The organism is Symplocastrum torsivum, assembly GCF_059505465.1.
The window spans coordinates 37,951-51,489 of the sequence record NZ_JCACKQ010000015.1 but is presented as its reverse complement, the minus strand read 5'-3'; the positions used below and the strand labels follow the sequence as shown (position 1 = coordinate 51,489).

Below are 13,539 nucleotides of genomic sequence, written 5' to 3'. Positions count from 1 at the left end.
AACTAATTAATCTCAGCAAGCAAAGCATAACAAGTATCACAAGTTATGAAAGAAAATGGTGTTAGAGATAACAAGCGACTGCTGCTGATTGATGATGACCCCAACCTTATCTTGCTAGTTAAGGATTACCTAGAGTTTCGGGGATATGAAGTCGTCACGGCTGAGAATGGTCGAGAGGCACTAGAGGTTCTAGAGCAAGACATTCCTGACATGATCATCTGTGATGTCATGATGCCAGAGATGGATGGCTATGCATTAGTCGAGCATGTCAGACAAGACCCCCGTACCAGTTGGATTCCAGTACTATTCCTCTCGGCAAAAGGTCAAAGCCAAGACCGAGTAAGAGGACTTAACACAGGTGCTGATGTCTATATGGTGAAGCCATTTGAGCCAGAAGAACTCGTAGCGCAGGTGGAATCATCACTCAAGCAAGCCACTCGCTTGATTCATCACTCTAACGCTACCGCAGACGCTGCACCTAGAATTCAGGTGCCTTTTGATGTAGAGCTGACACCAACAGAACTAAAGGTTGTTCAATTCGTCGCACGGGGGATGGCGAATCGAGAAATTGCTGAGCAAATGAATGTAAGCCAGCGAACCATAGAGAGTCATGTTTCCAATATGCTGGGCAAAACAGGTCTCCACAACCGCACCGAGTTGGCACGCTGGGCGATTGAAACTAGTATGGCTTGAAGTGGTTGTTGGTTGTTTGCAAAACTCATCTACTAAAAACTAAAAACTAACAACTAACAACCACTTACCAACCATCTTTTTCTGTATCTAATTCCCCCCAAATTTCCAAATCCATTTCATCTAAGTAGATTAAAGCGCTTTGTATTTGGGGACTTGTACCTCGCAGTTCCAGGTCAAACCAGCCATCATCTCGCGCATTCGCGCCCAAGAGAGCAGCGGCAATATTCACCGTTACGCCATGGTGAGAAACCAGCCGCGAGATGACAGGTTCATCGTTGTACTCTTTGGGAATGCGAACACGGATGCGAGTGTGAGTGGGTCTACTAGAACCTGGAGTCTCGTTTTCTTCAGTTAGTTGAAGCGGTTCCAGTAGCTTCTCTTGAAAGTTATCAATGCCATGCGTGGTCATGGTTGCCTCCTTTTTAAGTGTCCTTAATACGGGTTCTACGCTCTAGAATTTCTTTGAGTACGAGAGTAACTAAGGCAAGTCCTGCAAGCAGAACAGCAGCTGAGTAGGCAGATTGAGTGGCATACTGCTTGTAAGCTTCTTCAACAAACAGGGGTAGGGTTTGAGTTTTGCGGGCAAGGTTGCCAGAGACAACGGATACTGCCCCAAATTCACCCATGGTTCTGGCGTTGGTTAGGAGAACACCATATAACAGACCCCAGCGGATGTTAGGGAGAGTCACACGCCAGAAGATTTGCCAATCCTGAGCGCCTAAGGTTTTAGCGGCTTCTTCTTGCTCAGCACCAGCATCTTCTAGAACAGGAATGACTTCACGGGCGACAAAGGGGAGAGTGATAAACGAACTTGCCAGTACCATTGCAGGCATCGCGAAAATAATCTTGATGTTATGTGCCTCTAACCAAGGACCAAACCAACCATTGCGCCCATAGAGCAGCACTATCATTAGACCAGCCACAACAGGAGATACGGCAAAGGGGATGTCTAAGAGGCTAATCAGAAAGGTTCGACCCCGAAATTGATTCCGCGCAATTACCCAAGCGGCACAAAGTCCAAATACGGTATTTATGGGTACGACAATCAGAGCAATAATTACGGTAAGCCAAACAGCGTGGGCGAAAGCCGATTCCGTCAAGTTACCGAAGAAGGGGCCAAAACCTTGTTTAAAAGCTTGGACAAAGACGTTGAGGGCAGGAATGAATAAGACTAGCGCTAAATATGCGATCGCCACAAGAATCAAAGCAATCTTTACCCAACTACCTTCACGTTTTTGGGAAGCTGGCGGAGTATCCAGTGACTCTGGATTAAACGATTTTCCTACTACATTAGAGTTCATAGCGTCGTCCCCAAGCTTGTAACACGTTAATCGCTAGCAGAATTAACAGCGAAAGTAACAATAGAACAGTACCAATTACGGTTGCGCCGCTATAGTCGTATTGTTCTAGGCGTTGGATAATCAGTACCGAGGCGATTAAGTCCTTAAACGGAATGTTAGAAGCCACAATCACTACTGAACCGTATTCGCCAACGGCACGAGAAAATCCCAGTGCAACACCCGTCAAAATCGCTGGAAACAATGGAGGCAAAACTACACGCCAAAACGTTTGCCATTGCGACGCTCCCAAGCACCAAGCGGCTTCTTCTACCTCATGTTCCATTTCCTGTAACACTGGCTGCAACGTCCGTACAACGAAAGGCAAGGAAATGAATATCATCGCAATGCCTACCCCCAAACGGGTGAAGGCTATCTTAATCCCGAACGGTGCTAGCAGCGAACCGATCCAACCGTTATCACTGTAAACCGTTGCTATGGTTAAACCAGCAACCGAGGTGGGTAGAGCAAATGGTAAATCAATTGCTGCATCAATAATCCGCTTGAACGGGAAATCATACCGAACCAAAACCCAGGTGATTAAAATCCCAAAGACACCATTAATCAGTGCCGCAACTAAGGCAGTGACGAAGGTCACTTCATAGGTAGACAGAGCAATAGGACTAGTTGCAATTCTCCAAAATTCCGCTGGTGATTCGGTGCTAGCTTTTAACGCTAGTGCTGCTACAGGTAGTAGCAGCATGATCGTGAGATAGCCTAGTGTGATTCGCCAAGGCCAGGACAGCCCAAAAAGCTGGCGAACTGGATTTTGCCAAGCAGGAGTTGGCTTGGAAGGAGAAGATGTGGTCATTGTTTAGGTAGTTATTGGTGATTAGTTATTGGTTATTGGTCAAGAACAACTAACCGCTAATTACTTGGTAACTATTGCTAGCTGGGGGTTCTGCTAGCATCTCTTGTCTACGCTTTGGCTTGAATTTTGTCGAAAACAGCACCGTCCTCAAAGAACTTGCTCTGAATCTCGTCCCATCCCCCTAAATCTTTAACAGTGAAGAGGGTTTTAACTTTGGGGAACTTGCTTTCCACTTCTTTGGCTACAGTCGGGTCAACTGGACGGAATCCTACGTTGGCAAATTCTCGTTGGGCTTCTGGAGTGTACAAAAACTTAACAAAGGCTTCAGCAACTTCACGAGTGCCATGTTTATCAACATTTTTGTCTACAACGGCGATTGGGTTGTCAATGGAGATGTTGACATCAGGCACAACATAGGGAAGTTTCTCTCCGTTTTGTCCTGCCAAAATCATCTCGTTTTCGTAGTTAATTAAGGCATCTCCCTGACCTTGCTTGAAGAATACATCACTCGCTTCACGAGCATCTCTGGGGAGTATGGGTGCGTTCTTGATAACCTTCGTGGTTAAGTCAAGTGCTTTTGTCTCATCTGCACCTGTTTTAGTTACAGAACCCCACAAAGCTAAGAAATTCCAACGTGCGCCACCAGAGGTTTTGGGGTTAGCCGTAATCACACTCACTCCCGGTTTTGCCAAGTCTGCCCAGGTTTTGATGCCTTTCGGATTACCGTCACGGGTGACAATTGCGGCAACAGATTTGCTGACAATCCCATCCTCAGGTGATTCTTGCTCCCAACCTGGTTGGATGAGTCCTGCTTTTTCAATCTTCTTGGTGTCAAGAGCGAGTGCTAGGTGTACAACGTCAGCTTCTAAGCCATCAATCACTGCACGAGTTTGAGAACCCGATCCACCATAACTCTGGTTGAAGGAGACGTTTTGGTTATGCTCTTTCTTCCATTGTTCGACAAACTGGGGAATAATTTTCTCATGGGCGGCTCTTGTGACCGCAAAAGAAACAAGGGTCAACTCAACATCACCTTTGGCACCTGCTGCGCTAGAACCGCCACTGCCACTAGAACTGGTATCTGCGCCAGGACCAGAGCAGGAGGCGATCGCTACACTTAAGCTCACTCCTATGAGAAAGAACGACACAACCTTTTTGAGCGAAGAAGGTCTGAGCCATCTAGTTATCTGTTGACTTGACAATTGAGGTACCTTAAGCTTATGGGTTTCTTGCCACAATCGCATACGAACGTTCTCCTTTAAATCTACGGTTATTCGGTAGGGTTACCGATAATAACAGATATGACAATAGATAGTACAACAGATAAAAAAATTTGTGTTGGTTATCAATAATTTTTCAATAAAAGCAACTTGCAGTTAGGGGTTTTAGCGATCGCATCAGTGTCGCCACTCCGCCAGGAACTTGCGATCGCCAATTTGTCAGTGTAAAACCTAAACTCAGAAGATGAATAACAACAAAATTTGCTAAACTAAGCGATGGTGAGTTTTTGGGCAGTAGTGTTCCAGACTTTGCTATATTGTTTTTAGTTGCTGGTGTAGCTCAGTGGTAGAGCAGCGGTTTTGTAAACCGCCGGTCGCAAGTTCAAATCTTGTCACCAGCTTGTTAATAAATCAGGCGTTCTAAGTCGGCTGGCGTGTTGCAGTTGAATAGTACTTGCGTGTCACTGACTGGCAGTTCCTTTACTGGATGTTGGGCTAGCCAGCGCTGAAACGATCGTCCTCCCTCGTTGATGAATTGGGTTAGCAGTGGCAGACATTGACATCGGTAAAAACCACACAGGGGTTCCCAGCGATGAGATTGTCGAGGTAGCAGTGCGATCGCATCTGGAGCCGTCTTTTCTAGTTCTGTTGCCCAATCTTGCAAAACTTGAACCTGCAACTGGGGTAAATCACAGGCAAGTAATAGTACCCAATCTGTCTCAACCTGAGCTAACCCTTGGGCAAATCCTACCAGCGGCCCATGAGAACTTGCTTCTCCTGGTAAAGGAACTTCCCGTATTACACGACAGCCTTCCGGTAAAATGTCTTGATATCGTTCAGGCCAAGGAGTTACAACATAAATCTGAGTGGTGCAATCTAGTGCAACATTACAGACCTGTCGCAGTAACGGGATGCCTTGAAGCATAATCATCGCTTTGTCCCGACCCATGCGAGAACTCTGTCCACCTGCAAGTACAATCGCAGAAAAAGATGCTGTCTTACCCATCCGTACAACAACGGGATACTTTGCTTTAGACTACATCAGAACAGAAACTTTATCCCCATTGGATCTGTTAATTAAGATTAGAAGCCTGCCGTCCACCAAGCCGCTGTTGTTGCTCTGATGGAAGAGTCTTAACAGAAATCGTGGCGTAGGGATTCTGAAGCTGACCGATAATCATTAATCGGATAAAATCCCCAAGTCCCTCAATCAAGCGGGCGTTGCGTAAGCCACCACAGTCCACAGGAGCAAAGCCAATATCTTCAGCTAAAGACATTACCACTTGCCTTGCTTGAGCATCGTCTCCCGCAACAAACACAGAAACGCTATAGTCTTTGAGCGGTGTTGGTGCAAGTTCAAACACTTCCTGTGCCATTGTGTTAAAGGCTTTGACAACACGGGTCTTGGGAACTTCTGCGGCTAGCTTCTCCGCTAGGGATTGCACAATTGGTGGGTAGGCGAATCCTTCTGGAACATCAAAATTATTGCAGTCAATAAGAATTTTTCCCGACAGAACTTCGGTTGAGGATAAGACTTCGGCGGGATTCATGCCCCGGACGGTGTACAGCAGTACGTCTCCAAATGCGGCTGCCTCATCATTCGTGCCTCCTGTTGTGCTATGTCCTACAACTTCAGCTATTGCTTTTCCTTTCTCCGCATCACGAGTACCAAAAAACACCTCATGCCCTTGCTCAGCCCACAAAATGCCGAGGGAACGACCCATATTGCCACTGCCGATAATGCCGATTTTCATAGCTTGAGAACCTTTTTGAAGTGAACGCAAGACTCCCTTACTCTACAACGGTGCATTAGCTTTAGTTTGATAGCGGCACTGTCTAGGTTACGATACCCCGATTGCTCCTCCGTGTTCTATTGCGCTGACTACAGTTTCAGGCAAATTTTGCAATCAAAATTAAGGTAGCTTGTAGCTGGCAACTCGAATATTCAGTTCCCCCTCTCGTGGATCGCGGCTAAACACAAAAGCACCTTCCTCCTTTTCTCCACTGGCGAGAAAATCTATTTGCTGTTCGCCGGATTCCTCGACTTCTCCGTTAATGCTGAGTTCAGCAATTACCTGGACTGACTCTGCTGTCTCACCGCCAGTGTTGGTGATTGAAAAAGGAACATAATACTGTCCTGGTACTTCACGAATTTCAGGATTAGGTGTCACAGATAGAACAGGCGGTCGATTCTGCTGAGTAACCCACTTGTAAATGATCAATCCAACAATTGCAGCCAGAATGAGCAAAGCAATACTAAATGTTGTCCATTCAGCAGGCGATCGCTCCAGCTTTTGTTTAACTTGTGGAGAAGAATCAGTGTCATTCATAGCGCAATGCGTCCTGCTGCGCCGCCAATACTTGCTGGTAATCCCAATAATACTGTGTGACTTAACCACAGTGTCCACGGGTCATCAATCGTTAATCGGTTGAAAAAAAATAACATAAATGCCGCCGCAAAAAGTGATACAAGATAAGATGCGACAGTTTCACTGATTGGACGCTGAAAGATCCCTTGCTGCTGTCGGCGCTTTTTCTGAGTGGTAAAGCCAGCTTGGAAGACAATGCCGTAGGAAATGATCAGTGATGCCACAATAATCGCCAAAAGCCACAGGGGCGATGCTGATGCATTAAGCATGGGGATTTCGTCAGTCGGCGCAATGTTGAAGGCAATGATTGTTGCACCAATTAAAGTTGCCCCAATGTCGGCGAGAGTTGCGTTTATCTCTTGTTTGTCTGCTTTTTTCTTCTGTTTAGCTTTGTTATCGGAGTCTGCACTATTAGTAGATGACCAGCGATCACCACTTAGAAATGCACGGGATAACGCTGCGCCTAGTGCAAAAGGAACACTCTCTAGGATTAACTTACCCAGTGCTTCTTCCAATGGCGTTCCCACTCGAATTTCACCCAAGAGAAACAGCATGAAAGTAGCACAAGCAATACCAATAGCTAGCACTTCAACGCTATCCATACAAGTATCGAGGAAGTGCATACTTTGAGTTTTGCGAAAGCCTTCCGTACGATTGAGTAGGAAAACAACGGCAAAGGTAGCAGCAAGAATAGCCAGCATCACAGGTGGAGGGGTCTGAGAACCAATCCACCAAACTTCCATTGTGTAGATTAGTGGAATGCCAAATAAGAAACCACCTGAAGCACCACGAATCATGTCGTCAATTTGATTTGACCACGATTGCGAATATTGACGTTTTTTTTGAGTGCGTTTTGCCATGAATGGGATATTAACCTTGATGCAGTCGCATTAATGCTTTGACAGGATAAAATCATCAGACGAGACAGTTCTTGCTTGCTACGATGTATCATTCTATACATAAAATCTTATCAAACCTTGCAAATTTGATAGCTCTCTCTACATATAGAGTTATTAACTGTTTTCATTCCTAAGTCGCGCAATGCGCTATTTACTACTAGCTGCAATTCGTAAAAGTCCTATCTTTTTATTAATTTTTTTTAATGCCCTATTTACATCTCGACTGGCAGCGATCGCATTTGAAGAACCGTCAAGTTCCCAATCTGTTCTCTCGGCATTCCCTAACAAAGAGAATCCGTCCTCTGGATCTCTGTGTCCCGCACAATTAGGATCTGCTATTGAAGCTGTAATCAACCGTCCCCAGTTAGGTCGTACTCGCTGGGGAATTTCGATTGAGCCATTATCGCAAAATGCGATCGCTCACAGTTTAAGTGTTAACCAAGACAATGCCCTCTATCGTCGTGAGGCAGAACACTACTTTATCCCTGCCTCAAATGTTAAGTTACTGACAACGGCGGCGGCTTTACTTCAATTAGGCTCCGACTTTCGGATTCGGACATCTATTTATTCGGCTGGTGTAGGTTCCTTGCGGGTAGTGGGACGAGGCGACCCCAGCCTCACAGATGTACAGTTAAGAGAATTGGCACAACAGCTAAAACGACAGGGTGTTCGTAACGTGCAGCAGTTGATTGTCGATGATGGTTACTTTCAAGGAGATGCGATTAATCTCACCTGGGAGTGGGAAGATGTTCAAGCAGACTATGGAACAGCAGTAAATAGCCTGATTTTGAATCAAAATGCGGCAGAATTGACCTTATCCCCTCAACAGGTTGGTCAACCACTGGAGTTAAGGTGGACAGATGCGATCGCAGCAAGGCAATGGCACATTGAAAATCAGTCAGTAACAGCTACATCCGCTGCACCAAGCACAGTGGAGGTGACTGGTGTTTTGGGTCAACCCTTGTTGCAGATTAGAGGACAGTTAGCCGTTGATGCGGAGCCAGAATCCTTCTATCTAGCGATTCTTGACCCGGCTAAGTACTTCTTGCAGCATTTCCAGCGCGTACTGCTGGAAGAGGGAATCCCTGTAGCAAGCACTGTGGTATCCAAGACAAGTACAACGGGTGAGCAGGAATTAGCCGCTATTGAATCTGCACCATTATCCGTTTTGCTAGTAGAGACAAATCAGCAGAGTAACAATCTTTACGCAGAAGTGCTGTTGCGTACACTTCAGATATCAAATGATACTCAGGCGAACAAAGATTCGGTTGAAATAGGACTGAATGAGGTCAAGGAAGCCTTAACAACTTTAGGAGTTAATCCAGAAAGCTATGTTTTAGTTGATGGTTCGGGACTATCCCGCCGAAACTTAGTGAGTCCAGATGCGATCGTCCAAACCCTCAAACTCATGGCACAAACACCGCAAGCGGCAGTATACCGAGAATCTCTCCCTGTTGCTGGTGTGAGTGGTACACTCCGCCGTCGCTTCCTAAATACCACGGCACAAGGTAATCTTCAAGCAAAGACTGGTACATTAACTGGTGCATCAGCGTTATCCGGATATCTGGATGTTCCTGGCTATCAACCCTTGGTGTTCAGCATCATGGTGAATCAATCTGACCAAACTGTCGCTAGTCTGCGCGAAGCCATTGATGAAATTGTTCTGTTACTCACTCGCCTACGTTCTTGTTGAACGTTTCGTTTCTACTAATACCAATTGGTTTAAAAATGACACGTCATTACAGAGCTTGAGAAGTTGCTAGAGGACGAGCAAAGTGGGATGCTCCCGAATGCGATCTGCTTGCAGCAGCGCTTCGCTATCGCAGATCAACTAGTGGCGTTGAGAGTACCGAAGCAAGATATCGTACTGGCATATCATGCACCTCATGTGAGACAGTACACAGAGTTTGCAGTGGGCTGAAGTCAAGTCATTCTGTAGTAGCCAGCATACTAATTGATAGGGCTGTTAAACCACAACTCCAGCGAAAACCCGGCTCCTATGAACCGGGTTGTTCTGCAATTGCTAACCTCAATTTCTTCGTCTCCTCACATCAAGCGGTTTTCAACCACTCTTCGGGTTTCTATCATCTAGCGCCCACTGCCGCGATTGTCATCTTCTTTAGTAAACTCAGCAGCAATATAGCTGAGTAAGTGGTGAGAGAACATGACAAAGCTTTCACTCAAATTCCCTAAATAGGATTGCAGTGAAAATACGGTCATGTAGTTGCACATACGTAGATCTCCATTTCAGAGTTTCCTCTGCGTTATTCAGCGAAAAGACACAACATCAGGACAAACTCAAAAATTCAATCCGTCCCGTACAGCCCAACAACTAGGAAAATCTATAATTGATAAGGGTTTGCTGAAAGTAGACCTTGCGAAATTATCCAGAGCTTGTTATGACCTCTCCTCGCCGCTACCACATCACCACCTTTGGCTGCCAGATGAACAAAGCCGACTCCGAACGCATGGCTGGCATTTTGGAAGATATGGGCTTTGAGTGGTCAGAAGACCCTAACGAGGCAAATCTACTCCTCTACAACACCTGCACAATTCGGGATAACGCTGAGCAAAAGGTTTATTCCTACTTAGGCAGACAGGCTCATCGCAAGCACCAACAACCCGACCTCACGCTTGTTGTTACTGGGTGTGTTGCTCAGCAGGAGGGAGAAGCCTTGCTGCGGCGGGTGCCAGAACTTGACTTGGTCATGGGGCCACAACACGCCAATCGTCTCCAAGATTTGCTGGAGCAGGTATTTGATGGCAACCAGATTGTTGCAACAGAACCAATTCAGATTGTTGAAGACATCACTAAACCTCGCCGCGATAGCAAAGTGACGGCTTGGGTGAATGTCATCTACGGCTGCAATGAGCGTTGTACTTACTGTGTCGTTCCCAATGTCCGAGGCGTTGAGCAATCGCGATCACCAGAAGCGATTCGTGCTGAAATGGAGCAACTGGGACAACAGGGGTATAAGGAAGTAACACTACTTGGACAAAATATTGATGCCTACGGACGTGACCTTCCGGGTGTTACCGAGTCCGGGCGGCACCAGCACACCTTGACAGATTTGCTTTATTATGTCCACGATGTGCCAGGGATAGAACGCCTCCGCTTTGCGACCAGTCACCCCCGCTACTTCACCGAACGCCTGATTCGTGCTTGTGCAGAATTACCGAAGGTATGTGAGCATTTCCACATCCCCTTCCAATCGGGAGATAACGAGATACTTAAGGCAATGTCACGGGGATACACTCATGAGAAATATCGCCGCATCATCGACAAGATTCGTCAGTATATGCCCGATGCTTCGATTAGTGCAGATGCGATTGTCGGCTTCCCCGGAGAAACGGAAGAACAGTTTGAGAATACGCTAAAGCTAGTAGAGGATATTGGCTTTGACTTGCTAAATACGGCAGCTTATTCGCCCCGTCCTGGCACACCAGCCGCAGTATGGGACAATCAGCTTAGTGAGGAAATAAAAAGCGATCGCCTTCAGCGTCTCAACCATTTAGTATCAACGAAAGCCGCTCAAGCCTCACAACGTTATCTTGGTCGTGTTGAAGAAGTCCTAGTTGAAGACCAAAATCCCAAAGACCCGACTCAAGTAATGGGACGCACAAGAGGCAACCGCCTCACCTTCTTTAGGGGAGATATTGAGGAATTAAAGGGTAAATTGGTCAACGGCAAAATTACTCAGGCGCGTGCCTTTAGCTTAACGGGTGAACGAGTAGACATACTTATCCCTACAGGCGGCTAGACATTAAAAGCGAAGTGGAGATACTGAGTTTCCCTCCCTAATTCATCATTTCCTCCCGATGATCGCCTCGATTTGGATACCTCCTCTTTGAGAGAAGATTCCAGGCGGCGCAATCAGCAGCCCAGTTGCGAAAAATCCGGTAAATTTGCTTTCAGGCAGCTGGACATCGTTCTGTCTCATGCGCCTTTTGCAAAGCTCGCACGTCTGCTTCCAAAGCCTGTGAATATTTCTGAAAAATGGCTTCTAAGAAAGCTAAAGTGTTCTTGGGGTGCTTGCATGGATGTTTAGGAACTGGGACAGAGCCTTAAGTGAATGAAGACTAAACGCTGGAGTGCTTGAATATTACTATCAATACATTCATCCCGCACTGCCACACTCACCAAAAACTCAGATTGCTAGCAGTTTACTTTCTCCCTCGAATACAATAGCGGCAATACCTCCCCAGCCTGAAAACTTTTAAGACAAGGAACAGCAGATGTTTAAGATAAAGAATCTGCTTTTAGAGAAAACAAAAAACGCAACATACCTGGAAAGATAGACAAGACACTCAATTAGTTCAACCAGGTTATTTTCTGCCAATAGAGGTTAAACGCAATGGGGCAACGGGACTTGCAACCGGAAAACTTTGGAGCCAGTGATCCACAGGGAGCAGAAGCTCTTTTGAGATCCATGACTCAGGATATTGAGAACCTGCGGCAAAATCTTGTTGCCCAGCTATCTCAAGATGTTGAGCGACTCCAAAGAGAAAAAGCCCAGTTGATTGACGATATCGAAAGGCTACAAACCCAGCGTCAGCAGCAAATTGTCCAACAACAACAATTAGTCCAGCAAATCACTCCGGCTCTAGCAAACCAGCTCCAAGAACTACTAAGAGAGCGGCTCAATCAACTACCAGTTCCCCCATCAGTCTCTGATAGAGGCAGTGCGCCCCTCGACGGCTCTGGAGGAGTAGGGGAAAGACAAGGCTCTATGCCGTTGCCAAGAGATACGGCTGTCAATGATTACAACGAAAATGCTTATCGGCTCATTGCCTCTTTAGATTCCACCCTGAGAACGACGTTCAAAACGTTGCAACAAGACCTCAGCAGCTATCAAAGCTCTCTTTCTCAGCAGTTGGGTCATATGTACAGCCTAGAGCAGCAAGGAGAGGCGATTTTAGAAGCACTTGTGAGTCGGCTCAGAGAAGAAATTCAATCTGAGTCGTTGGTGGCTAAGAATCCTCCGGTTGCACCTCCCACAGTACCACCACCTTCGCCCTTACCTCGTTTCGATAGGCAGGAGTATCCAGACAATAATCACAACAACTCCACTGTTGCTTCCTCTTCAACACGACCAGAGCCAAATGTACCGCTTGTACGAGAGCCAGAGCCGCCTGCCGCTATTCCCAAGCCACCACCTCGCACTCAACCCGCCTCCAAAGTCCAGCTTGGGTTTTTGCTCGTTCTCCTTTCCTCACTAGCACTCTCGTTTCTCAACATTGTTATTACAGTAATTCTCAACAAGTCACGAATTTTTGGGGTATTTGAACAAGGAGGATTTATTTCTCCAAGTGTGGGAAATTCGCTACTCATCCTGTGGCTACGAATGCTAGTTGTGGTACCGCTGATGACGGGTTTGACGACTATTCTTTACCCCAATATGTGGCGAGATATCAAGCAGTTTGCTCAGTCGAATGACCAGCCTTTATTTCTCAAAGTCATAGGCAGTGGATTCTTTCTATTTGTGTCCCAAGTACTCATCTATATGGCTTTGGGACCGATTTCACCGGGAGTGGCAATTACAATTTTCTTCATCTATCCAATCGTTACCGTGCTGTTGGCTTGGCTGTTATTTGGTGATCGCCCTAGCTCATTTCGCAGTACGATTATTGCCTGTGTCTTGCTGGGAGTTGTCCTGATCATGCTTCCAACTGGAGCGGCGAAGCTTTCTGGGTTGGGGGTTGCGGCGGCGGCTGGTTCTGGGATTGCCTTCGCTATTTACGTCATCCTGACGCAAATGTGTGCAAAAAAGCTACACCCAATTCCGTTTAGTTGGATTAACTTTGTGATCATTCTGGGCTTCTCTGGTCTTAGCTTGGCAGGACCGTTGCCAGAATCCTGGCGTTTTGAAGTTGACCCGGCGATGTGGCCGAATCTAATCATTAGTAGTGTGATTTTAGGGGCGATTACACTGGTTAGCTATCTGTTTAACAACATTGGTATTAGCTTGATTGGTGCGGCGAGAGCATCAATTTTAGGGGCAACTGGACCCGCGTTAACAGCGCTTTTAGCATTGGTGGTTATTCAAAGAGCATTGCTGCCACTACAAATGTTTGGAATGCTACTGGTTACTCTAGGAGTCGCTGCCTTGAGTTTTGAGCGATTGCGACAATCGCCTAAAACCCCTCAAACAGCTAGGCAAGCCCAAGCTAAATAATTGGGTACACATTGAATCGGCAATATCAACTTCT

At 46.3% G+C, this 13,539-nt stretch carries 14 protein-coding genes and 1 tRNA gene; 6 read left to right on the top strand and 9 right to left on the bottom strand.

Going from position 1 to position 13,539, the window contains the following annotated elements:
• The first annotated feature begins 45 nt into the window (after nucleotides 1-45).
• Complete coding sequence (locus tag AC5JL3_RS05350) at nucleotides 46-693, top strand: response regulator transcription factor (protein ID WP_192219742.1); 648 nt, start codon at nucleotides 46-48, stop codon at nucleotides 691-693.
• A gap of 64 nt (nucleotides 694-757) precedes the next feature.
• On the opposite strand, the gene AC5JL3_RS05345 is transcribed toward AC5JL3_RS05350, so the two are convergent.
• The 4 genes from AC5JL3_RS05345 to AC5JL3_RS05330 all read right to left on the bottom strand — a co-directional run bounded on the left by AC5JL3_RS05345 (nucleotide 758) and on the right by AC5JL3_RS05330 (nucleotide 4,085).
• Nucleotides 758-1,102, bottom strand: a complete 345-nt coding sequence (locus tag AC5JL3_RS05345) for an NIL domain-containing protein (protein WP_496073486.1) — start codon at nucleotides 1,100-1,102, stop codon at nucleotides 758-760.
• A gap of 13 nt (nucleotides 1,103-1,115) precedes the next feature.
• Nucleotides 1,116-1,994 carry a sulfate ABC transporter permease subunit CysW gene (gene cysW, locus AC5JL3_RS05340; RefSeq protein ID WP_496073485.1) on the bottom strand — a complete coding sequence of 293 codons (879 nt, stop codon included), beginning with the start codon at nucleotides 1,992-1,994 and terminating at the stop codon, nucleotides 1,116-1,118.
• The gene (cysT, locus tag AC5JL3_RS05335) at nucleotides 1,984-2,841 is read right to left on the bottom strand and encodes a sulfate ABC transporter permease subunit CysT (protein WP_496073484.1); all 858 of its coding nucleotides are present in this window, start codon (nucleotides 2,839-2,841) and stop codon (nucleotides 1,984-1,986) included. The genes cysW and cysT overlap by 11 nt, the downstream gene beginning before the upstream one ends.
• Before the next feature lie 107 nt (nucleotides 2,842-2,948).
• Nucleotides 2,949-4,085, bottom strand: a complete 1,137-nt coding sequence (locus AC5JL3_RS05330) for a sulfate ABC transporter substrate-binding protein (RefSeq protein ID WP_496073483.1) — start codon at nucleotides 4,083-4,085, stop codon at nucleotides 2,949-2,951.
• Between the two features lie 305 nt (nucleotides 4,086-4,390).
• On the opposite strand from AC5JL3_RS05330, the gene AC5JL3_RS05325 reads away from it, so the two are divergent.
• Nucleotides 4,391-4,462 (top strand) — tRNA-Thr (locus AC5JL3_RS05325).
• Between the two features lie 2 nt (nucleotides 4,463-4,464).
• Here AC5JL3_RS05325 and AC5JL3_RS05320 read toward each other — a convergent pair.
• The 4 genes from AC5JL3_RS05320 to AC5JL3_RS05305 form a co-directional block, all read right to left on the bottom strand.
• Nucleotides 4,465-5,067, bottom strand: coding sequence for a molybdenum cofactor guanylyltransferase (locus AC5JL3_RS05320; protein ID WP_496073482.1), 603 nt, complete (start codon nucleotides 5,065-5,067; stop codon nucleotides 4,465-4,467).
• A gap of 67 nt (nucleotides 5,068-5,134) precedes the next feature.
• Nucleotides 5,135-5,815, bottom strand: a complete 681-nt coding sequence (locus tag AC5JL3_RS05315) for an NADPH-dependent F420 reductase (protein ID WP_496073481.1) — start codon at nucleotides 5,813-5,815, stop codon at nucleotides 5,135-5,137.
• Nucleotides 5,816-5,974: 159 nt separating this feature from the next.
• On the bottom strand, nucleotides 5,975-6,391 hold the full coding sequence (locus AC5JL3_RS05310) for a TIGR02588 family protein (protein ID WP_496073480.1): 417 nt from the start codon (nucleotides 6,389-6,391) through the stop codon (nucleotides 5,975-5,977).
• Nucleotides 6,388-7,290 (bottom strand): TIGR02587 family membrane protein, encoded by a 903-nt coding sequence (locus AC5JL3_RS05305; protein WP_496073479.1) that lies wholly within the window; start codon nucleotides 7,288-7,290, stop codon nucleotides 6,388-6,390. The genes AC5JL3_RS05310 and AC5JL3_RS05305 overlap by 4 nt, the downstream gene beginning before the upstream one ends.
• Before the next feature lie 181 nt (nucleotides 7,291-7,471).
• Here AC5JL3_RS05305 and dacB point away from each other — a divergent pair, with 181 nt between their 5' ends.
• Entirely contained in the window at nucleotides 7,472-9,022 is a 1,551-nt protein-coding gene (gene dacB / locus AC5JL3_RS05300; RefSeq protein WP_496073478.1) for a D-alanyl-D-alanine carboxypeptidase/D-alanyl-D-alanine endopeptidase, read from the top strand.
• A gap of 63 nt (nucleotides 9,023-9,085) precedes the next feature.
• Nucleotides 9,086-9,250, top strand: a complete 165-nt coding sequence (locus AC5JL3_RS05295; RefSeq protein ID WP_496073477.1) for an element excision factor XisI family protein — start codon at nucleotides 9,086-9,088, stop codon at nucleotides 9,248-9,250.
• Nucleotides 9,251-9,417: 167 nt separating this feature from the next.
• On the opposite strand, the gene AC5JL3_RS05290 is transcribed toward AC5JL3_RS05295, so the two are convergent.
• Entirely contained in the window at nucleotides 9,418-9,561 is a 144-nt protein-coding gene (locus tag AC5JL3_RS05290) for a hypothetical protein (protein ID WP_496073476.1), read from the bottom strand.
• A 167-nt stretch (nucleotides 9,562-9,728) separates the two neighbouring features.
• Here AC5JL3_RS05290 and miaB point away from each other — a divergent pair, with 167 nt between their 5' ends.
• Nucleotides 9,729-11,090 carry a tRNA (N6-isopentenyl adenosine(37)-C2)-methylthiotransferase MiaB gene (gene miaB, locus AC5JL3_RS05285; RefSeq protein ID WP_496073475.1) on the top strand — a complete coding sequence of 454 codons (1,362 nt, stop codon included), beginning with the start codon at nucleotides 9,729-9,731 and terminating at the stop codon, nucleotides 11,088-11,090.
• 594 nt (nucleotides 11,091-11,684) lie between these two features.
• Complete coding sequence (locus tag AC5JL3_RS05280; protein WP_496073474.1) at nucleotides 11,685-13,505, top strand: DMT family transporter; 1,821 nt, start codon at nucleotides 11,685-11,687, stop codon at nucleotides 13,503-13,505.
• The last annotated feature ends 34 nt before the right edge of the window (nucleotides 13,506-13,539 follow it).

Bases quoted from the DNA above. Each gene is read 5' to 3' on its own strand.
- AC5JL3_RS05290 (WP_496073476.1), bottom strand. From the start codon at position 9,561: ATGTGCAACTACATGACCGTATTTTCACTGCAATCCTATTTAGGGAAT.
- AC5JL3_RS05330 (WP_496073483.1), bottom strand. From the start codon at position 4,085: ATGCGATTGTGGCAAGAAACCCATAAGCTTAAGGTACCTCAATTGTCA.
- miaB (WP_496073475.1), top strand. From the start codon at position 9,729: ATGACCTCTCCTCGCCGCTACCACATCACCACCTTTGGCTGCCAGATG.
- AC5JL3_RS05310 (WP_496073480.1), bottom strand. From the start codon at position 6,391: ATGAATGACACTGATTCTTCTCCACAAGTTAAACAAAAGCTGGAGCGA.
- AC5JL3_RS05280 (WP_496073474.1), top strand. From the start codon at position 11,685: ATGGGGCAACGGGACTTGCAACCGGAAAACTTTGGAGCCAGTGATCCA.
- AC5JL3_RS05320 (WP_496073482.1), bottom strand. From the start codon at position 5,067: ATGGGTAAGACAGCATCTTTTTCTGCGATTGTACTTGCAGGTGGACAG.
- cysW (WP_496073485.1), bottom strand. From the start codon at position 1,994: ATGAACTCTAATGTAGTAGGAAAATCGTTTAATCCAGAGTCACTGGAT.
- AC5JL3_RS05305 (WP_496073479.1), bottom strand. From the start codon at position 7,290: ATGGCAAAACGCACTCAAAAAAAACGTCAATATTCGCAATCGTGGTCA.
- dacB (WP_496073478.1), top strand. From the start codon at position 7,472: ATGCGCTATTTACTACTAGCTGCAATTCGTAAAAGTCCTATCTTTTTA.
- AC5JL3_RS05350 (WP_192219742.1), top strand. From the start codon at position 46: ATGAAAGAAAATGGTGTTAGAGATAACAAGCGACTGCTGCTGATTGAT.
- AC5JL3_RS05315 (WP_496073481.1), bottom strand. From the start codon at position 5,815: ATGAAAATCGGCATTATCGGCAGTGGCAATATGGGTCGTTCCCTCGGC.
- cysT (WP_496073484.1), bottom strand. From the start codon at position 2,841: ATGACCACATCTTCTCCTTCCAAGCCAACTCCTGCTTGGCAAAATCCA.
- AC5JL3_RS05345 (WP_496073486.1), bottom strand. From the start codon at position 1,102: ATGACCACGCATGGCATTGATAACTTTCAAGAGAAGCTACTGGAACCG.